General features: G+C 74.2%; 19 protein-coding genes. 11 read left to right on the top strand and 8 right to left on the bottom strand.

What is annotated here, in order from left to right:
• Positions 1 to 124 precede the first annotated feature (124 nt).
• Positions 125 to 979, top strand: a complete 855-nt coding sequence (locus ACIBG6_RS27430; RefSeq protein ID WP_399225398.1) for a PPK2 family polyphosphate kinase — start codon at positions 125 to 127, stop codon at positions 977 to 979.
• Between the two features lie 100 nt (positions 980 to 1,079).
• On the top strand, positions 1,080 to 1,943 hold the full coding sequence (locus tag ACIBG6_RS27425) for a polysaccharide deacetylase family protein (protein WP_399225396.1): 864 nt from the start codon (positions 1,080 to 1,082) through the stop codon (positions 1,941 to 1,943).
• A gap of 12 nt (positions 1,944 to 1,955) precedes the next feature.
• Here ACIBG6_RS27425 and ACIBG6_RS27420 read toward each other — a convergent pair whose 3' ends face one another.
• The 4 genes from ACIBG6_RS27420 to ACIBG6_RS27405 are packed head-to-tail and all read right to left on the bottom strand — an operon-like array spanning position 1,956 to position 4,346.
• Complete coding sequence (locus ACIBG6_RS27420) at positions 1,956 to 2,150, bottom strand: hypothetical protein (protein WP_317600142.1); 195 nt, start codon at positions 2,148 to 2,150, stop codon at positions 1,956 to 1,958.
• A 29-nt stretch (positions 2,151 to 2,179) separates the two neighbouring features.
• A complete protein-coding gene (locus ACIBG6_RS27415) occupies positions 2,180 to 2,830 on the bottom strand; it encodes an ABC transporter (protein ID WP_399225277.1) in 651 nt (216 codons plus the stop codon).
• The gene (locus ACIBG6_RS27410) at positions 2,827 to 3,672 is read right to left on the bottom strand and encodes an ATP-binding cassette domain-containing protein (protein ID WP_399225276.1); all 846 of its coding nucleotides are present in this window, start codon (positions 3,670 to 3,672) and stop codon (positions 2,827 to 2,829) included. Before ACIBG6_RS27410 ends, ACIBG6_RS27415 begins: the two co-directional genes overlap by 4 nt.
• Positions 3,669 to 4,346, bottom strand: a complete 678-nt coding sequence (locus ACIBG6_RS27405; RefSeq protein WP_399225275.1) for an AIM24 family protein — start codon at positions 4,344 to 4,346, stop codon at positions 3,669 to 3,671. The genes ACIBG6_RS27410 and ACIBG6_RS27405 overlap by 4 nt, the downstream gene beginning before the upstream one ends.
• A gap of 94 nt (positions 4,347 to 4,440) precedes the next feature.
• On the opposite strand from ACIBG6_RS27405, the gene ACIBG6_RS27400 reads away from it, so the two are divergent.
• Together ACIBG6_RS27400 and ACIBG6_RS27395 are read left to right on the top strand one after the other, a co-directional pair.
• Entirely contained in the window at positions 4,441 to 5,154 is a 714-nt protein-coding gene (locus ACIBG6_RS27400) for a peptidyl-tRNA hydrolase (protein WP_399225274.1), read from the top strand.
• A gap of 12 nt (positions 5,155 to 5,166) precedes the next feature.
• Positions 5,167 to 5,751: a hypothetical protein gene (locus ACIBG6_RS27395; RefSeq protein WP_399225273.1), complete on the top strand. Its 585-nt coding sequence runs from the start codon at positions 5,167 to 5,169 to the stop codon at positions 5,749 to 5,751.
• Positions 5,752 to 5,789: 38 nt separating this feature from the next.
• On the opposite strand, the gene ACIBG6_RS27390 is transcribed toward ACIBG6_RS27395, so the two are convergent.
• Entirely contained in the window at positions 5,790 to 6,404 is a 615-nt protein-coding gene (locus tag ACIBG6_RS27390; RefSeq protein WP_399225272.1) for a CGNR zinc finger domain-containing protein, read from the bottom strand.
• A gap of 76 nt (positions 6,405 to 6,480) precedes the next feature.
• Between ACIBG6_RS27390 and ACIBG6_RS27385 the strand changes: the two genes are divergently transcribed.
• From ACIBG6_RS27385 to ACIBG6_RS27365, 5 genes are all read left to right on the top strand, one after another.
• Positions 6,481 to 7,299, top strand: a complete 819-nt coding sequence (locus tag ACIBG6_RS27385) for an MBL fold metallo-hydrolase (protein WP_399225271.1) — start codon at positions 6,481 to 6,483, stop codon at positions 7,297 to 7,299.
• Positions 7,300 to 7,384: 85 nt separating this feature from the next.
• A complete protein-coding gene (locus tag ACIBG6_RS27380) occupies positions 7,385 to 8,791 on the top strand; it encodes a DUF692 domain-containing protein (RefSeq protein ID WP_399225270.1) in 1,407 nt (468 codons plus the stop codon).
• Between the two features lie 2 nt (positions 8,792 to 8,793).
• Positions 8,794 to 9,828, top strand: a complete 1,035-nt coding sequence (locus ACIBG6_RS27375) for a TIGR04222 domain-containing membrane protein (RefSeq protein WP_399225269.1) — start codon at positions 8,794 to 8,796, stop codon at positions 9,826 to 9,828.
• 48 nt (positions 9,829 to 9,876) lie between these two features.
• Positions 9,877 to 10,632 carry a TIGR04222 domain-containing membrane protein gene (locus tag ACIBG6_RS27370; RefSeq protein ID WP_399225268.1) on the top strand — a complete coding sequence of 252 codons (756 nt, stop codon included), beginning with the start codon at positions 9,877 to 9,879 and terminating at the stop codon, positions 10,630 to 10,632.
• A gap of 90 nt (positions 10,633 to 10,722) precedes the next feature.
• Entirely contained in the window at positions 10,723 to 12,330 is a 1,608-nt protein-coding gene (locus ACIBG6_RS27365) for an alpha/beta hydrolase (RefSeq protein WP_399225267.1), read from the top strand.
• Positions 12,331 to 12,396: 66 nt separating this feature from the next.
• On the opposite strand, the gene hemQ is transcribed toward ACIBG6_RS27365, so the two are convergent.
• Together hemQ and hemG are read right to left on the bottom strand one after the other, a co-directional pair.
• Complete coding sequence (hemQ, locus tag ACIBG6_RS27360; RefSeq protein ID WP_399225266.1) at positions 12,397 to 13,110, bottom strand: hydrogen peroxide-dependent heme synthase; 714 nt, start codon at positions 13,108 to 13,110, stop codon at positions 12,397 to 12,399.
• 17 nt (positions 13,111 to 13,127) lie between these two features.
• A complete protein-coding gene (hemG, locus tag ACIBG6_RS27355) occupies positions 13,128 to 14,588 on the bottom strand; it encodes a protoporphyrinogen oxidase (RefSeq protein ID WP_399225265.1) in 1,461 nt (486 codons plus the stop codon).
• A gap of 138 nt (positions 14,589 to 14,726) precedes the next feature.
• On the opposite strand from hemG, the gene ACIBG6_RS27350 reads away from it, so the two are divergent.
• The gene (locus ACIBG6_RS27350) at positions 14,727 to 15,749 is read left to right on the top strand and encodes a DUF4349 domain-containing protein (RefSeq protein WP_399225263.1); all 1,023 of its coding nucleotides are present in this window, start codon (positions 14,727 to 14,729) and stop codon (positions 15,747 to 15,749) included.
• Positions 15,750 to 15,880: 131 nt separating this feature from the next.
• Entirely contained in the window at positions 15,881 to 17,254 is a 1,374-nt protein-coding gene (locus ACIBG6_RS27345; protein WP_399225261.1) for an FAD-dependent oxidoreductase, read from the top strand.
• A 59-nt stretch (positions 17,255 to 17,313) separates the two neighbouring features.
• On the opposite strand, the gene hemE is transcribed toward ACIBG6_RS27345, so the two are convergent.
• Entirely contained in the window at positions 17,314 to 18,390 is a 1,077-nt protein-coding gene (gene hemE, locus ACIBG6_RS27340) for a uroporphyrinogen decarboxylase (protein WP_399225259.1), read from the bottom strand.
• Between the last annotated feature and the right edge of the window lie 7 nt (positions 18,391 to 18,397).

The following is an 18,397-nucleotide window of genomic DNA, read 5'->3' as shown; positions in this document are numbered from 1 at the left end:
TTCGCGGTCGCGGACGACCTGGTTCCGTCGCAGGATCGGGGAAGGACGAGTGGCGCGGCGGAAGGGTCACGCGGTGGCGAAGACGAAGGACGACCGGAAGCGGGCGGACCGGAAGCGGAAGGGGCTGTCGTATCCGCAGGACACGCCCCTGCGGGACGTGCTCCGCGTGCCCGAGGGCGAGCGGCTCGACCTCACCGCGTACGACGCCTCGGCGACCCCGGCCGGCCCCTCCGACAAGGCGGCCGGCCTGGCCGCCACCGCCGCCCTCGCGCCGCGCCTCGCGGACCTCCAGGAACGCCTGTACGCGGCGAGCACGGCGGGCGACCGGCGCCGGCTGCTCCTGGTCCTCCAGGGCATGGACACCAGCGGCAAGGGCGGCACGGTCAAGCACGTCATCGGCCTCTTCAACCCGTCCGGCTGCCGCATCCGCGCCTTCAAGGCCCCGACGCCGGAGGAACAGAACCATCCGTTCCTCTGGCGGATCATGAAGGCGCTCCCGCAGCCGGGCGAGATCGGCATCTTCGACCGCTCGCACTACGAGGACGTCCTCATCGCGCGCGTCCGCGACCTGGTCCCGCGCGCGCGGCTCGACCGCCGCTACGACCAGATCAACCGCTTCGAGAGCTCCCTCGCCGACGACGGGGTGACGGTCGTCAAGATCTTCCTGCACCTTTCGTACGAGGAGCAGCGCAACCGGCTCCTGGAGCGCCTGGACAACCCCGAGAAGCACTGGAAGTTCAACGCGGGCGACATCGAGGAGCGGGCGGTGTGGCCGGCGTACCGGGAGGCGTACGAGATCGCCCTCGACCGCTGCACGACGGACGAGGCCCCCTGGTACCTGGTCCCGGCGGACCGCAAGTGGTACCGGAACTGGGCGATCAGCAAGCTGCTGCTCGAACATCTGGAGGCGCTGGACCCGACGTACCCGCCGGCGGACTTCGACGTCGACGAGTGCCGGCGGCGGCTACTTCTGACGTGAGCGGCGCCATCGTCCTCCCTTTCCGTCGCGAGCGGGCCAGTCGCGAGCGTTAGTTACTTTGATCGGTTAACTTCCGATCGTGAACATTCCTGTACGAAAGATGGCGGCGTTCGTTCTCCTGGGCGCCGCTCTCGTCGGTTGCGGCGGGGGCGCCGCCGAGAAGCCGAGGGCGCCGAAGGCGAAGACCCCGACCGCGTCCCACAGCCCGTCGCCCCGGGCGAGCGCGGCCGCCGGCCCGAAGCCCGCGCGCGTGCCCGCCGCCCCTCCCACCATGGCGCCGGGGCCCGGGGGGCTCACCCCCGTCTACAGCCGCCGCGCGCAGGGCACCGAGAAGGTCGTCGCGCTCACCTTCGACGCCGACATGACGGCCGACCAGGGCCCCCGGGCGGCGGGCGGCGAGCGTTTCGACAATCCTCAGCTCATCGCGACGCTGCGCCGGCTCAAGGTGGACGCCACCGTCTTCATGACGGGCCGCTGGGCGGAGGAGTACCCGGACCAGGCCAAGTCCATCGGCGGCGACCCGCGCTTCGAGATCGCCAACCACTCGTACAGCCACTACGCCTTCGCGTCCCCCTGCTACGGCCTCCCGACCGTCGCGGGCCCCGACATGACGGCCGACGTGCAGCGGGCCTTCGACGCCTTCCGGGATGCCGGGGCCGTCAACGTCGTCCCGTACTTCCGCTTCCCCGGCGGCTGCTACGACGACGCGGCCCTGCGCGCGCTCGGTCCCGCCGGGGTGACGGCGGTCCAGTGGGACGTGGTCAGCGGCGACGCCTTCGCCAAGGACGCGGACGCCGTCGCCGAGCAGGTACTCGACGGCGTGAAGCCCGGTTCGCTCGTCGTCATGCACTGCACGCGCAGCGCCGCCCCCGTCACCGAGGAGGCGATCCGCCGGATCGTCCCGGAGCTGCGGGCGCGCGGCTACCGCTTCGTGAAGGTCTCGGAGCTGATGGGCGGCCGCTGAGCTTCTCGCTCCTCAGCCCGAGCAGGCCGTGCGCTGGGCTTCCTGCCACTCGCAGACCGGGCAGAGCGTGATCCCCTTGGTCGACTCGGGGTACTCGGTCGGCTCCTGGCACAGCACGCACGAGGCGAACGGTCCCTCGGCCGCCGGTTCGGGCTTCGGGCCGGTGGGCCCGGGGGTTCCGTCGCAGTACGACGTGGACTCGGTCATGCCTTCGAGCGTACTCACTCCGAGCCCGCTCACTCCAGGCGTGCCGTGGCCCGGCAGGCGAGGGTCGCCGTAGCCGCCGCGAGGAGCACGGCGCCGGCGCACGCGAGCCAGGGAAGGTGCGCGGTCGTCGTGCGGGAGCCGGTGACCAGCGCGGTCAGGGCGTGCTTCGCCGGGGAGCCGGTGGTGACGAGGGCCAGCAGCGAGCCGGACACCAGGGCCGTGACCGACCAGCCGGTGGCCTTGAGGAACGGGCGGGCGGCCAGCGCGCCGACGGCGGCGCCCGTCAGGACGCAGGCCGCCGTCGCGAGGAGCCCGGCGCCCGCGGCGGCGAGCGGGCCGATCCCGCGCCGGTCGCCGACCGCGGTGAGACCGAGGACGGCGGCCACGCCGAGGAGCCCCGGCAGCGCGGTCCCGGTGAGGAGCGCCGCGAGGTGGGCGCGGCTCCGGCCGGCGGCCGCGGCGACGACGTGCCGGGCGGCGGGCTGTTCCTGGGTCAGGCAGATCCGCACGCACCAGGCCGTCACCGGCACCAGCGGCGCCGCCGAGAATCCGAGGGCGCCGAGCACGGGTTCGCCGGCGCGGACGCCGACGGCGAGGAAGGCCGCGTACAGGAGGAGCGGTGCGAGCCAGCGCTGCGAGCGGAGCAGCAGACCCGTCTGGTAGCGCAGGAGCGCCGTCATACCCGGACGCCTTCGGAGTCGAGTCGGTGAATGTGCCAGGAGGCCGCGAGGAGCGCCCCGAGCAGGGCGTCGGAGTGTGCCGCGTCCACGGTGAGGACGAGGGGGCGGGCAGGGTCGGCCGGGTCCGGCGGCTCGGTGGCGGGGGCGCCGGGCAGGCCCTCCGGGAGGGACTTGCCGCCGGAGGCGGTGATCCGCACCCGGGGGCCCGGCGGTACGTCCCGCGCGGCGGGCGCCACGGCCCGTACCGCGCCCGACTCCACCTCGTACACCGCGTCCGCCTCCCCGGCCAGGCGGCGCGGGTCGTGGTCGACGAAGACGGCCGTGCCGCCCGCCGCGACCCGTTCCCGGACGGCGCGGTCGAGCGCGGTGCGGGCCGTGGCGTCGAGGCCGGTCCAGGCCTCGTCGAGGACGAGGAGGTCCGGGTCGGCGATGAGGGCCTGGGCGACGGCGACCTTCTGACCGGTGCCTTTGGAGAGTTCCGCCAGTTCGGTACGGGCGTGCTCCCCGGCCCCGAAGCGCTCCAGCCACTCCCCGGCCCGGGCCCGGGCCGCCGCCCGGCCGAGGCCCTGGACGCGGCCCAGGTGGACCAGGTAGTCGGCGGCCGTGAAGGGCAGGGCCGCGGGGAACCGCTCGGGGACGTACGCGGTGCGGGGCGGGCGGCCGGTGATCCGGCCCTCGCTCGGGGCGTCGATCCCGGCGATCAGCCGGAGCAGGGTCGACTTGCCGGTGCCGTTCGTGCCGGCGACCCGGACGAGGGTGGAGGCGGGCAGGTCGAGGACGGCCCCGCGCAGGACCCATGGCCCGCGCGGGCCGTACCGGCGCCCGACCCGCTCCAGTCTCAACTCGACGAGTTCTTCTGCGGGGTGTGCTCGCTCGGCCGGACGACGACGAAGCCCTGGCCCTCCAGCTTGAGCTGCACCGCCTCGCCCGAGCCGCCGCGGATCATCGAGCCGAGGGACTGCGAGCGGTGCAGCGAGGTGTGGAGCTGCTCGCTCCATCCGACGACGGCGTCGGTGTCGACGTACACGGGGGCCTGCGGGGAGACGGGGATGACGATGGGGCTGCCCTCGCAGATCAGCGCCACCTTCCCGTAGCCGGAGAAGACGGAGTTGAAGATGCCGCCGCCGGTGACCCCGGCGCCCTTCACGGTCTTGATCTCGTAGTGGAGGGTGGAGTCGAAGCAGAGGACGTTGCGGCCGTTGACCGAGAAGGCGTCGCCCTGCTCGATCTCGATGATGAAGCAGTTCTGCGCCTCGTGCGCTAACCAGGCCTCGCCCTGGCCGCGCACGGCCATCAGCGCCAGGCCCTCGCCGGTGACGGCCCGCTTGAGCAGGCCGCCGATGCCCTGGCCCTTGCGCTCGAAGTGGAGGTCGCCGCGGAAGGCGATCATCGATCCCTGGCGGGCGTGCATCTCGCCATTGACGGTGTACTTGACCGACTTCGCGTTCTGCAGGGTCATGCCCGGGAAGCCGGCCGCCTCGGCGAGGTGTTCGCCGGCGAAAAGATCACTCTTCATGCAGGGCATCCTGGCCCGGAAGCTCCGATTCCCACAAGATTGCCCCCGTCGTCCCGCCGTCGGGCGTGCGTCACGGCGGTGGCAGACTTGCCGGGTGAGCAGCGACGAGACCGACCTCCGCGATGAGAAGCCCCAGTTCGTCCTCCCCCTGGTGGTACGGATCGAGCGCGACGCGCCCCCGTCGCGTACCGACGCCCTGGAGACCGCCGCGCGGGCCGTCCTGGAGATCCTCACCGACGACCGCTCCCTCGGAGAGGGCGAGTGGGCGCAGCTCATGACGGACTGGCAGGACGCCCGGATCCGCAAGGTCGTGCGCCGGGCGCGCGGCGCGGAGTGGCGGAAGGCCGGAGCGCTCCCGGGGATCACCGTGACCGGCGCGGAGGCGGAGGTACGGGTCTTCCCGCCGGTGCCGCTCGACGGCTGGCCCAAGGAGCTGGCCAAGCTCCAGGTGTCGGGCACCGACCTCGACGACCCGGCCGCGCCCGGCCCCGTACCGGACGGGGCCGTGACGCTCTGGATCAACCCCGGGCTGGACATGTCGGCGGGCAAGACGATGGCGCAGGCCGGACACGGCGCGCAGCTGCTGTGGTGGGCGATGCCGGACGCGGACCGGAAGGCCTGGCAGGAGGCGGGCTTCCCGCTCGCGGTGCGCACCGCGACGCCCGGGCACTGGGTGGAGCTCGCGGCGAGCGGCAGCGGGCTGCCCGTGGTGCGGGACGCCGGCTTCACGGAGATCGCGCCCGGGAAGACGGTCGTGTCCGAGGGAAGCCGCCTCTTCGCTCCTCACCTGCGGCTGCCCCGGCCGTAGGACACTCGGGGCATGAGCCCACACTCAGGCCGCCGGGCGGGCCAGGCCGCGTCCCTGTTGCTTCTGTTCGTCCTGGTGGGGGTCGACGCCTGTACCCGCCGCCCCCGCAAAGGGAAGCTCCGGAGGATCGCCAGGTCGGACGAGGTCCGGCGGAAGCGGGAGCGCGCCGAGCGTGAACTGCGGGCGCGCGCCGAGGAGATCGGCAGGTCCGGGCCGTGGGGTCCGGCCCTGCGCACGACGCTGGTGGACGTGTGCGCCCGGGGTGGCGGCAGGAACTTCCTCGACCAGAACGCCCCGAAGCAGCCCGCGATGGACTGCATGATGCGGGTGCACCTGTACTTCGTCGTGGACGGTCCCGCACCCGACGCCCTCGGGGACCTGCGCTCCACGGGCGGTGAGCTCGTGACGTGGGACGCTCCCGGCGACGGTCCACGGGTGAAGCTCTCGGAACCGTGCTCGGTGCGGCACAGGGCGATCCTCCGCACCTGCGTGTCCGATCCCGCCGACATCACCCTCCGCGCGCTGCGGGATCGCCCGGGCACGCTCGTCGAGTGGACGCTGATCACGACCTACCACACGGTCCCGGGCACCAGGTGAACGGCAGCAGGTGAACTCCACCAGGTGAACCGCGCCCGTCAGTCCGCCTCCGGCCGGGTGCGGCGGGCGTAGGCGCGGGCGGCGCGGGCGCGGTCGCCGCAGCGGGTCGAGCACCAGTGGCGGCGGCCGTGGCGCAGCAGGTAGCGCCGGCAGGGGGTGGAGCCGCAGCGGGTGAGGCGCTCGCCGTCGGGGCCGGTGAGGAGGTCGGCCGCGTTGGCCGCGAGGGCCGCGAGGGCGCGGCCGAGGATCTGGTCGGTGGGGCAGGGCGCCGCGCGGTAGGGGCCGTTCTTCTCGTCCCAGTACAGCAGGGCGGCCGTGGGGGCCTTGCTCAGCGCGTCGTTGACGGCGGAGACCGCCATGGGCAGGGCGGGCAGCCCCGCGACGCGGGCGGCGCACAGCGAACCGATGTGTTCGCGCAGGGAGCGCAGCTGCGCCGCGCACATCTCCTGTACCCCGGCGTCGGCCGGCGCGAGGCCGTGGTCGGTGAGCCACCGGTTCGTGGCCTCGGGGGTGTTGAGGCCGTCCATGGAGTGTCCTCCGGGCAGCGCGACGGCGCTGTTCACGAAGGCGAGGGCGACGTACTCCTCCTCCCCCGGTGCGGGCGGCAGCACGGACTCGGCGGTCGGCGTCGGCGTCTCACTCATGGTTCTCATGGTACGGGTTGCGTTCATCCGTGAGGCATGGGCTATGGTTCTCACGGATGGATCGCCACTTATTCGTGAGGTTTTGATGACTGACATCAGCACGCCCACCCAGCACGAGCAGATCCCCGTCCGCGTCCTCGGCGGCCCGACCGCGCTCTTCGAGTACGGCGGCCTGCGCTTCCTCACCGACCCCACCTTCGACGCGCCCCGCGAGTACCCCGTGCCCGGCGGTCTGCTGACCAAGACGGCGCCCGCCTCCGCCACGCCGGCCGAACTCGGCCCGATCGACGTGGTGCTGCTCTCCCACGACGAGCACCCCGACAACCTCGACGCGTCCGGCCGGGCCCTGCTCGCGGACGTCCCGCTGACCCTGACCACGCCCGGCGGCGCACAGCGCCTGGGGACAGGGGCCAAGGGCCTCGCCGACTGGGAGTCGGTCGACCTGGACCGCCCCGGCGGCGGCACCGTCACCGTCACGGGCGTGCCCGCCCTGCACGGGCCCGGCACCCGCGACGAGGTCGAGCCGTTCACCGGCCAGGTCGTCGGATTCGTCCTGACCGGGCAGGACCTGCCCACGATCTACGTCAGTGGCGACAACGCCTCGCTCGGCCTGGTCGAGGAGATCGCCGAACGGTTCGGTCCGGTGGACACGGCCATCCTCTTCGCCGGGGCTCCGCGCTTCACCGAGCTCTTCGACGGCGCTGTGATCGTCCTCGACAGCGCACAGGCCGCCGAGGCCGCCGGGATCCTCGGTGCCCGCCGCGTGGTCCCCGTCCACTGCGACAGCTGGGCCCACTTCACCGAGAGCCGTGACGACGTGGTCGCCGCGTTCACGAAGGCCGGTCTCGCCGACCGGCTCGATCTGGGCGGAGCCGCCCTCCGGACGCCGGAACCTCAAATGTAGCTCTGAACGTCCCCCTCCCTGGGTTCGAACGTCTCCACCGGGGTCATCACGTGGATGACTGAGGACCGAAGGAGGGGGACGGGACATGGGGGACATGGCGGAACTCGGCATCGGCATCGGCTGGCGTCCCGAGATCGCGGAGGCGGTCGAGGCGCTGCCCGGCGTCGACTGGGTCGAGGTGGTCGCGGAGAACATCTGCGCCGACCACCTGCCCGACTCGCTGACCCGGCTGCGGGAGCGCGGCGTGACGGTCGTCCCGCACGGGGTGTCGCTGGGGCTCGGCGGCGCGGACCGGCCGGACCCGGCGCGGCTCGCGGCGCTCGGGGAGAAGGCGGTGGCGCTGGGGGCGCCGCTCGTCACGGAGCACATCGCGTTCGTACGGGCCGGGGGGCCGCTCACCGCGTCGCCGCTCCTGGAAGCGGGCCACCTGCTGCCCGTGCCCCGGACCCGGGACGCGCTCGACGTGCTCTGCGAGAACGTGCGCATCGCGCAGGACGCGCTGCCCGTGCCGCTCGCCCTGGAGAACATCGCGGCCCTGATCGCCTGGCCCGGGGAGGAGCTGACGGAGGGGCAGTTCCTGGCGGAGCTCGTGGAGCGTACGGGGGTACGGCTCCTCATCGACGTCGCCAACCTGCACACCAACCACGTCAACCACGGCGAGGACCCGGCGAAGGCCCTGTCCGAGCTGCCGGTGGAGGCCATCGCGTACGTGCACGTGGCGGGCGGCGTCGAACGCGACGGCGTCTGGCACGACACGCACGCGCATCCGGTGCCGGGTGCGGTGCTCGACGTTCTGGCGGATCTCACGTCGCGGGTCTCCCCGCCGGGGGTGCTGTTGGAGCGGGACGACGACTTCCCGCCGGCGGAGGAGCTGGCGGCGGAACTGACGGTGATCCGGGGGACGGTCGCCCGGCAGACGGTGGCCCCGCCGCTGCTCATCGGCGCGGGCGCCCGGGTGTCGGGCGGACCCATGCCGACGTCGATACCGCCGCGGACGAGAACCGCTGCCGCCGCTGCCGATGTCGTGACACCCGAGCAGCTGCCCGAGCCCCGCGCCACGGACGACGTGTCCGTGTCCTGCGACGCCGCCCGCCAGCGCCTCGGCCTCGCGCAGGCCGCACTGCTGTCCGCGCTCGTCGCCGGAACCCCCGCCCCCGAGGGCTTCGACAGCCGGCGCCTCGGGGTGCAGAGCCGGGCGCTCGCGGCCAAGCGGGCCGGTGTCGTCGCGAAGGTCGCCCCCGAGCTGCCGGAGATCCTCGGCAGGGGCTTCCGGCCCGCGTTCCTCGCGTACGCCAGGACCCGCCCCATGACCGGCGGCTACCGCCGTGACGCCCTCGACTTCGCCGAGCACCTGCTGCTCGCCGACCGCCCGGAGGACCCGGCGGCGCGACGGCGGCTCACGGAGTGGTGGCAGGACCGTTCCGGCAGCCGTCCCCCCGGCCGCGCCGTCCGGCTCGCCCGGGCCGCCCGCCACGCCCTTGTACGGAGGTGACCGTGAACACCCTGGTCGTCGTCTTCTACATGGCCGGCGCCGCCGGCATCGCGCTGCTCGTCACCCGGGTCGTCCGGTCGCGCGGCGGCTCCGGCGGGCCGGTCCACGACCGGTACGAGGCCGCCTTCCTGAACGGCGGCCCGGCGCGGGTCGTCGACACCGCCATCGCCGCCCTCCAGTACGACGGCCGGATCGCCATCGGCGGCCCCGGCATCGTCGCGGTCGTCCGGCCCGTCGCGTACGACCCGGTGGAACGCGCCGTGCTCCAGGAGCACGCGGCCGCCCCGCACGGGGCCCTGCACCACCTGCGGCTCGCCGTGATGCGGCACCCGGCGGTCCAGGAGATCGGCGACGGACTCGCGGGGCGCGGGCTGATCGTGGAACCGGCGCGGCGGAGCAGCACCCTCGGCTGGTGCCTCGCGCTCGGTCTCACGGCCTTCTTCCTCTTCCCCGTCTCGGTCGTCCTCACGGTCCTCGACCTGGCCACCGCGTCGGAGATGTCGGTGCCGTTCGTGGTGAAGGTGCTGCCCGCCCTCTTCGCCGCCGGGGTCACGGCCATCTCGTGCGGGGCGATCGCCTCGAAGCGGGTCACCTCGACCGGGCAGGCCGCCCTCACGGCGTACGGAAGGGCCCACGGGCACCTCGCGGACGCCGGTCACCTCGTGGCCCTGTACGGGCTGCGGGGGCTGCCCGACCCGGTGCTGCGGGAACAACTCCTCGCCGCCGCCCGGGTGTACGCGCCGCCGCGGGGGCGGGGGCGCGGAAGGCGGCCCGCGGCCGCACGGCACTCCACCGCGGACTACGCCGCCGGTGTGGCCGTCGCGTGGTGCGCGGAGAACAGCTTCTGCGGCGGGGGCGGCTCCTCGGGCGGAGACTCCGGTTCCTGCTCGTCCGGCTCGTGTTCCTCCGGTTCGTGCTCGGGTGGAGGGTCCAGCTGCGGCGGAGGAGGCGGCGGCAGTTCCTGTTCGAGCTCCAGCGGCAGTTCGTGCTCCAGCTCCAGTTCCAGCGGGAGTTCGTGCTCCAGTTCCAGCGGCTGATCACCCGTTCGAGTGGCGGGCCTGCCGGTCCTGTCGTAGAACTCGGACATGGTCTGGGTTCCGCTTCTCCTCGTGGCGTGCGTCGTGGCCGGCATCGGCTGCGCGCGGCTGTGCCGGGCCACCCTCGTGGCGGCCCTGCCCACCGCCCCGTCCCCCGCGGGGGACGACGCCGAGCTCACCGTCCTCGAAGCGGCCTACCTCGCCGGCGGTCCGCTCCGGGTCACCGATCTCACCCTCGTCGCCATGCACCGGGAGCGGCGGCTGCTGCTCGCCCACACCGGCTGGGCGACGGTCCTGGACTCCTCCACCGGCTCCCGCGACGAGTGGGAGAGCACCGTGCTCGGTGCCATCGGGCCCGGCGGGCAGTCCCCGATCCCCTCGGTCCGTCCGGCGGTGGCCGCCGCCGACCCGGTGCGGTCGCTCGGTCAGCGGCTCGTCGACCGGGGGCTCGCCGTGTCCGATGCGGGCCGCCGAGAGGTCGCGGCGGGTGTCCGCGCGGTGCGGGCCGCCTTCCTGCTGTCCCTGGCGCTCGGGACGGCGGCGGCGCTCCTCGTACCCGGCGCCGAACGGACCATGGTCGTCGCCGCGTTCGCGCTGCCGCTGCTCGCGTCCGGACTGTGCCTGCTGATCGGCCGCGTCGAGGTGTACCCGTACACCCGCTGGGCGTCCCCCGCCGGGCAGCGGCTGCTCTCCGGCCTCTCCCCCACCGATCCGCTCACCGCGCTCGCGACGCGCGGCACGGCCGTCCTGGAGCCCGAGCTCCGCGCGGCACTCCGGGGACACGCTCCCGTACGCCTGCCGTAGTTCCTTTACTTCGCTCCTCCCCCGCGCCGACGATCTCTTCGCCCCCGCGCGCGCCCCACGCGCACGCGGTCACGAAGGGAAGCACCACCGATGCCCTCTCCCGCGCTGTACGGAGCCCTCAGCGCCCTCCTGTTCACCTCCGTCCCCCTCACCCCCGCGCTCGACGCCCCGCCGTCCGAGACGCGCGGCACCGTGCTCGCCGCCCGCCGGGCCGCCGCCGAGGGGATCGCCTTCGGCTCCTGCCCGGCGGCCGAGAAGCTGCCGCCGTCCGTCGTCTGCGGCACGGTCCGCGTGCCGCTCGACTACGCGGACCCGGACGGGCCCCGTATCCCGCTGACCGTCAGCCGCGTCCGGGCCTCGGGGCCCGCCGCCGGCCGGCAGGGAGCGCTCCTCTTCAACCCCGGCGGCCCGGGCGCCTCCTCCACGTACTTCCCGCTGGCCGCCGACCTCCCGGAGTGGCGGCGGATCTCCGCCGCGTACGACCTGGTGGGCTACGCTCCGCGCGGGGTGGGCAGCTCGGCACCGGTCTCCTGCCAGGACCCGGCGGACCGGGTGACGGGCCCGACCCCGGCGCCCAACCGGCCGTCCGAGGTGTACAAGCGGGAGCGGATCGCGCGGGCGAAGACGTACGCGGAGGGCTGCGCCCGCCGGACGGGCCCGGCCCTGCGCCACTACCACTCGCTCAACAACGCCCGGGACCTGGAGGTGGTGCGGGCGGCGCTCGGCGAGCCGCGCCTCACCTACCTCGGAGCCTCGTACGGCACATACATCGGCGGCCTGTACGCGACCCTCTTCCCGCACCGGGTGCGCCGGATGGTCCTCGACGCGCCGGTGGACCCGACGCCGGGCCGCATCTGGTACCACAACAACCTCGCCCAGTCCGAGGCGTTCGAGCGGCGCTGGGCGGACTTCCGCACCTGGGCGGCGAAGCACGACGCGGTGTACGGGCTCGGGGGCACCGCGCGGGAGGTGGGCGCTAGCTACGACCGGGTCCGCGCCGAACTCGCGGCGCGCCCGGCGGGCGGCCGGGTCGGGCCCGGCCAGCTGCACGGGGCGATGCTGGCGGCCGGCTACGACGACCGGTTCTGGCCGCTGCGGGCGGGCGCCCTCGCCGCGTACCTGAAGGGCGATCCGAAGCCGCTGATCGCCCAGGCCGCGCCCCCGGAGACGGCGGGTCCCGACGCGGGCAACGGACGGGCGGTGTACACGGCGGTGGAGTGCAACGACGCGCCCTGGCCGGAGGAGTTCGCCGTCTGGGACCGGGACAACACGCTGCTCGCGGAGCGGGCCCCGTTCGAGACCTGGGACAACGCGTGGACGAACCTGCCCTGCGCGTACTGGAAGGCCCCCCGGCAACGGCCGCTGGACGTGCGGACGGATCCCGGGGCGCTGCCGCCCGTGCTGATCCTGGCGGCGGAGCGGGACGCGGCGGCCCCGTACGCGGGAGCCCTCGAACTGCAGCGCCGACTGTCGGGCGCGGCCCTCGTGACGGAGCGGGACGCGGGCACGCACGGTGTCGCGGGCGGGCCGAACGCCTGCGCGAACGGATACCTGGAGCGCTACCTGCTCACAGGAGCGGTGCCGGACGCCGAAAAGGGCCCGGAAATGACGCCGGTGCGGCGCGCGTCATGCGCGCCGCACCCGGAGCCGGACCCGGTGTCGCTGGACGGGAGGGCAACGAAGACGCCCGCCGTCTGATCTTCCGGGTCAAGGGGTGGCGCGCCCGGCCGGGAGCAGGGCCGCCACCAGGTTCGTACGGCCGTGTCAGGCCAGGCCCGCCACCAGGTCGGCGACGCTCTTGCGGCGACCGGTGTAGAACGGGACCTCCTCGCGGACGTGCATCCGCGCCTCGGAGGCACGCAGGTGGCGCATGAGGTCGACGATGCGGTGCAGCTCGTCGGCCTCGAAGGCGAGGAGCCACTCGTAGTCGCCGAGCGAGAAGGAGGCGACCGTGTTGGCACGGACGTCGGGGTAGCCGCGGGCCATCTTGCCGTGGTCGGCGAGCATCCGGCGGCGGTCCTCGTCCGGCAGCAGGTACCAGTCGTAGGAGCGCACGAAGGGGTAGACCGAGACGTAGTCGCGCGGGTTCTCGTCGGCCAGGAAGGCCGGGATGTGCGACTTGTTGAACTCGGCGGGGCGGTGCAGCGCCATGTTGGACCAGACCGGCTCCAGGGCGCGGCCCAGGCGGGTGCGGCGGAAGAGGTTGTACGCCTCCTGGAGCTCGTCGCTCGTCTCGGCGTGCCACCAGATCATGACGTCGGCGTCGGCGCGCAGACCGGACAGGTCGTACGAGCCGCGGACGGTGATGTCCTTGGCGGCGAGCTGGTCGAACAGCTCCTGGACCTCGTCGGCGTAACCGGCGCGGTCCTCGGGCAGAACGTCGCGCAGCTTGAACACAGACCACAGGGTGTAGCGGATGACCTCGTTGAGGTCCTTCGCCTTCTTACCGGCGTTCGGGATCTTTTCGGGCGCACTCATACGCCTATTCTCGCCCGTCACGAGGAGTGCCCCGCACCGGGGTCGGTCCTTTTCGACGTGGCGATGATCTCGTCGGCCGCTCGATGGGCCGAGGCGACGCACGCGGGGATGCCGACACCGTCGTACGCGGCGCCCGCGACACGCAGTCCGGGCAGGGCGGCGACGGCCTCGCGGACCCGGGCGACGCGGGCGAGATGGCCCAAGGGGTACTGGGGCAGGCCGCCGGTCCAGCGGGTGACGGTGGTGGCGACGGGGCGGGCCGCGAGCCCGGTGGCGGCGGCGAGGTCCTTGAGGGAGGCGGCGACGAGGTCGGTGTCCTCGCGGTGGACCTGCCCCTCCTCGCCGTGGCGGCCGACGGAGGTGCGCAGGACGAAGAGGTCGGGGGCGCCGTCGGCGACCCACCGCCACTTCTGACTGGAGAAGGTGGACGCCTTGATGGTGTGGCCGTCGACGGGCGGCACGAGGAAGCCCGAGCCGTGGAGGGCGGGCATGTCCGCGCGGCGGAAGGCGAGGGTGATCAGCGCCATGGAGGCGTACGCGATCTCCGCCAGTTCGGCGGAGGCGGCGGGCGCGTGGCCGGCGAGGAGCGCGGCGGCGGGCCCGGCGGGGGTGGCGAGGACCACGGCGTCGGCGGTCAGGACCCGGTCGCCCGCGTCTCCCACCACGACCTCCCAGCCGGCCGGCCCGGTGCGGCGCAGGGCGGTGACGGGGGTACGGGTGAGGATCTCGCCGCCGGCGGCGCGGATCGCGTCGGCGACGGCGCCGGGCAGGGTCCCCACACCGCCCTCGAGGCCGAGGAAGACGGAGCCGCCGAGGCCGGTGGCGGCGCCCGCCGCGTCGGCCGGGACGGCGGCTCCGGCCTGCTGGACGGCGTGGACGGCGGCGGTGAGCATGGGGTGGTGGCGGGCGGCCTCGAAGAGGGCGGGGACGGCGGCCTTCATCGAGATGCGGTAGGCGTCACCGGCGTAGACGCCGCCGAGGAGGGGCTCGACGAGCCGGTCGACGACCTCGTGGCCCATGCGCTCGGCGACGTACGCGCCGATGGCGATGTCGTCGCCGATGCCGGTCGGGGGCAGCTCGCGGTCGAGGCCGATCCGGCGCACGCCCTCCTCGGAGAGCAGCCCGTCGACGGCGCGGGCGTCGCCGGGGACGCCCATCACGTGCCCCTTGGGCATGGGGGTGAGCTCGCCGCGGGACCAGACGGACGCGGTGGTCGTGGCCGGTGCCTGGAGCCGGTCGCCGAGGCCGACGGCCCGGGCGAGGGCGACGGCCTCGGGGCGGCGGGCGAGCAGCGACTCGGCGCCGAGGTCCACGGGCGCTCCCGCGATCTCCCCGGCGAGGAGCTTGCCGCCGAGTCGGTCACCCGCTTCGAGGAGGGTCACCCGGTGGCCGGCGGTGGCGAGCCGGAGAGCGGCCGCGAGTCCGGCGATTCCGCCTCCGGCGACGACGACGTGGGGTCCCGTGGTGTCCGCGTTCATGGGACCACTCTCTCAAATCGCCCGCGCGCTCCCGTTCCGAGGCCGGAACGTGACCGCATCGCTACCGCCGGACGGCAACCCGCACCGGGGCCTCCCACGTCCAACGGGCACGACTCGCCACCATCCCTGGGGGGATCCATGAACAGAACACGAACGGTGTCACGGGCGGCCCGGACGACGACGGCCGCCGCGCTCCTGACGGCCTCGCTCGTCCTGACCGGCTGCGGCGCGGGCGGCTCGGCGGGCCACGGCGGCGACAGCAAGCGCGACCTGGGCGCGGCGACGCGCGCCGCCGGGGGCTCTCAGGCCGACGGCGCGGCCGCCCCCGCCTCGGGCGGCGAGCAGCAGTCCGCTGCGCCGGGCAAGGCCGTGCGGCAGCAGCAGCACGTCATCCGTACGGCCTCGCTGGCCGTGGAGGTCGAGGACGCGGCGAAGGCCTTGGTCACGGCCCGCAGGGTGGCGACGGGCGCCGGCGGTCTGGTGGAGAACGAGTCGACGGAGCGGTTCGACGACTCGTACGTCACCTCGCGCATCGTGCTGCGGGTGCCGCAGGAGCAGTACGACGCGGTCCTCATCGAGCTGGCGGGCACGGGCAAGCTCCTCGCCCGCAAGGCGGACGCCAAGGACGTCACCGAGCAGGTGGTGGACGTGGAGAGCCGGATCGCGACGCAGCGGGCGAGCGTGGCGCGGGTGCGGGCGCTGATGCAGCGGGCGGAGAAGCTGGCCGACGTGGTGACCCTGGAGGGCGAGCTGAGCCGCCGCCAGGCGGACCTGGAGTCGCTGCTCGCCCAGCAGTCCTCGCTGAAGGACAAGACGACGCTGGCGACGATCACCCTCGAACTGACCGAGAAGGAGAAGCCGGGCGCCGACAAGAAGGAGGACGAGGGCCGCCCCGGCTTCGGTGACGCCCTGTCCGGCGGGTGGAACGCGCTGGTGGGGGCGCTCGCCTGGATCGTGATCGTCCTGGCCGCGCTGGCCCCGTGGCTCATGGTGGCACTGGTCGCCTTCGTCGCCTGGCACCGCCTGCTCCGCCCGCGCCGCGCGGCACGGCAGGCCACGGCCCCGACCCCAGCCTCGGAGACCCGCCCCCTGCCGGAGCCGAACGCCGCCGGGGTCACGGCGGCTCCGGAGGAACCCGACACCCCCAGGACCGGCGAGTGAGCCGCAGGGGCGCGCCGGGGGAACAGCCCCGAGCGCGCGGAGCCTCCTGAGGAACGAAGGAGGCGAGCACGGTCGGGGCTGTGAGCCCGGCTTTGGCGCCCCGGAGGCGAACCGAGCCTGAAAATAGGGAGATGACTGAACGACTGATCGTGATCGGGGGCGACGCGGCGGGCATGTCCGCCGCGTCGCAGGCGCGCAGGCTCAAGTCCGCCGGGGAGCTGGAGATCGTCGCCTTCGAGCGCGGTCACTTCTCCTCGTACTCGGCCTGCGGCATCCCGTACTGGGTCGGCGGGGACGTCGCCGCGCGGGGCGAGTTGATCGCCCGCTCCCCGGAGGAGCACCGGGCGCGGGACATCGATCTGCGGATGCGGACCGAGGTGACCGCGATCGACGTGCCGGGCCGGCGGGTCCTCTCCCGGGACCTCGAAGCGGGTACGGAGGCGTGGACGGGCTTCGACAAGCTGGTGATCGCGACCGGGGCCCGGCCCATGCGTCCGCCGCTGCCGGGGATCGACGCGCCCGGAGTGCACGGCGTACAGACCCTCGACGACGGCCAGGCGCTGCTCGACTCGCTGGAGCGGACGCCGGGGCGGCGGGCGGTCGTGGTCGGCGCCGGCTACATCGGCGTGGAGATGGCGGAGGCGCTCCTCTCCCGGGGGTACGACGTGACGGTCCTGACCCGGGGCGAGCAGCCGATGGCGACGCTCGATCCGGACATGGGCCGGCTGGTGCACCGGGCGATGGACGGCCTCGGGATCACGACGGTCGTCTCCGCGGAGGTGACGAAGATCCTGACGGGTGCGGACGGCCGGGTGCGGGCGGTGGCGACGGCCGACGCCGAGTATCCGGCGGACGTGGTGGTCCTGGGGACGGGCGTCGTGCCGGAGACCTCGCTCGCCCGGGCGGCGGGGCTGCCGCTGGGCGCGTCCGGCGGGCTGCTCACCGACCTCGCGATGCGGGTGCGGGGCCACGAGGACATCTGGGCGGGCGGTGACTGCGTGGAGGTCCTGGACCTGGTCTCGGGCCGGGAGCGGTACGTGCCGCTGGGGACGCACGCGAACAAGCACGGCCAGGTCATCGGGGCGAACGTCGGCGGCGACTACGCGACCTTCCCGGGCGTGGTGGGCACGGCGGTGTCGAAGGTGTGCGACCTGGAGATCGCGCGGACGGGGCTGCGGGAGCGGGACGCCCGGGACGTGGGGCTGCGGTTCGTGACGGTGACGGTGGAGTCGACGAGCCGCGCGGGCTACTACCCGGGGGCCGCGCCGATGACGGTGAAGATGCTGGCGGAGCGGCGTACGGGACGGCTGCTCGGCGTGCAGATCGTGGGGCGGGAGGGCGCGGCCAAGCGCGTGGACATCGCGGCGGTCGCGCTGACGGCGGGGATGACCGTGGAGGCGATGACGGCCCTGGACCTGGGGTACGCGCCGCCGTTCTCGCCGGTGTGGGACCCGGTGCTGATCGCGGCCCGGAAGGCGACGGCGGCGGTCCGGGCGGCGGGCTGAGGAAAGGCGACGGCCGCCGGGGCGACCCGGCGGCCGTCGTCGCACTCCGTGCCCGTGGGTCAGACGGCCGTCCGCGTGTGCACGTAGTCGACGAGTCGGGTCAGGGCGTCGGGGTCCATGGACGGCATGACGCCGTGGCCCAGGTTGAAGACGTGCCCCTCCAGGTCCTTCGCGGCGGCGAGGATCTCGTCCGTCTTCGCCTCCACGACCTCGCGCGAGGCGAAGAGCACGGCGGGGTCCAGGTTGCCCTGGAGGGCCTTGCCGGGGCCGACGCGGCGGGCGGCCTCGTCGAGCGGGACGCGCCAGTCGACGCCGACGACGTCCGCGCCCGCCTCGCCCATGAGGCCGAGCAGCTCGCCCGTACCCACGCCGAAGTGGATGCGCGGGACGCCGTAGCCGGCGACCGCGTCGAAGACCTTCACGGAGGCCGGCATCACCGAGCGGCGGTAGTCGGCCGGGGCGAGGGCACCGACCCAGGAGTCGAAGAGCTGGACGGCGGAGGCGCCGGCCTCGATCTGCACCTTGAGGAAGGCCGAGGTGATCTCGGCGAGGCGGTCGAGCAGGTCGGCCCAGAGCTGCGGGTCGCCGTACATCATCGCCTTGGTGCGCTCGTGGCTGCGCGACGGGCCGCCCTCGACGAGGTAGCTCGCGAGGGTGAAAGGCGCGCCCGCGAAGCCGATGAGCGGGGTCTCGCCCAGCTCGGCGGTGAGCATCCCGATGGCCTCGGTGACGTAGTGGACGTCCTCGGGGGTCAGGTCGCGCAGCCGGGCCAGGTCGGCGCGGGTGCGGATCGGCTCGGCGACGACCGGGCCGACGCCGGGCTTGATGTCGAGGTCGAGGCCGATGGCCTTGAGCGGGACGACGATGTCGCTGAAGTAGATGGCGGCGTCGACCTTGTGCCGGCGGACCGGCTGGAGCGTGATCTCGGTGACCAGCTCGGGCCGCATGCACGACTCGAGCATGGGGATGCCCTCGCGGACCTTCAGGTACTCGGGGAGGGAGCGCCCGGCCTGCCGCATGAACCAGACGGGGGTGTGCGGCACGGGCTCGCGCCGGCATGCCTTGAGGAACGCGGAGTCGTGCGTCCGCGACTGCTGCTTCGTCTGCTGGCCCTGCGGGCGTTCGTTGGCACTCACGCCCAGA

The sequence above is a fragment of the Streptomyces sp. NPDC050842 genome, from assembly GCF_044456565.1.
In the GTDB taxonomy this organism is placed as follows: Bacteria; Actinomycetota; Actinomycetes; order Streptomycetales; family Streptomycetaceae; genus Streptomyces.
This window is presented reverse-complemented; position numbering and strand designations above follow the sequence as displayed.

Coding starts and splice junctions, on each gene's coding strand:
- hemQ (WP_399225266.1), bottom strand. CDS start 13,110: ATGAGTGCGCCCGAAAAGATCCCGAACGCCGGTAAGAAGGCGAAGGAC.
- ACIBG6_RS27415 (WP_399225277.1), bottom strand. CDS start 2,830: ATGACGGCGCTCCTGCGCTACCAGACGGGTCTGCTGCTCCGCTCGCAG.
- ACIBG6_RS27380 (WP_399225270.1), top strand. CDS start 7,385: ATGGGGGACATGGCGGAACTCGGCATCGGCATCGGCTGGCGTCCCGAG.
- ACIBG6_RS27365 (WP_399225267.1), top strand. CDS start 10,723: ATGCCCTCTCCCGCGCTGTACGGAGCCCTCAGCGCCCTCCTGTTCACC.
- ACIBG6_RS27425 (WP_399225396.1), top strand. CDS start 1,080: ATGGCGGCGTTCGTTCTCCTGGGCGCCGCTCTCGTCGGTTGCGGCGGG.
- hemG (WP_399225265.1), bottom strand. CDS start 14,588: ATGAACGCGGACACCACGGGACCCCACGTCGTCGTCGCCGGAGGCGGA.
- ACIBG6_RS27385 (WP_399225271.1), top strand. CDS start 6,481: ATGACTGACATCAGCACGCCCACCCAGCACGAGCAGATCCCCGTCCGC.
- ACIBG6_RS27350 (WP_399225263.1), top strand. CDS start 14,727: ATGAACAGAACACGAACGGTGTCACGGGCGGCCCGGACGACGACGGCC.
- ACIBG6_RS27390 (WP_399225272.1), bottom strand. CDS start 6,404: ATGAGAACCATGAGTGAGACGCCGACGCCGACCGCCGAGTCCGTGCTG.
- ACIBG6_RS27420 (WP_317600142.1), bottom strand. CDS start 2,150: ATGACCGAGTCCACGTCGTACTGCGACGGAACCCCCGGGCCCACCGGC.
- ACIBG6_RS27405 (WP_399225275.1), bottom strand. CDS start 4,346: ATGAAGAGTGATCTTTTCGCCGGCGAACACCTCGCCGAGGCGGCCGGC.
- ACIBG6_RS27395 (WP_399225273.1), top strand. CDS start 5,167: ATGAGCCCACACTCAGGCCGCCGGGCGGGCCAGGCCGCGTCCCTGTTG.
- ACIBG6_RS27370 (WP_399225268.1), top strand. CDS start 9,877: ATGGTCTGGGTTCCGCTTCTCCTCGTGGCGTGCGTCGTGGCCGGCATC.
- ACIBG6_RS27345 (WP_399225261.1), top strand. CDS start 15,881: ATGACTGAACGACTGATCGTGATCGGGGGCGACGCGGCGGGCATGTCC.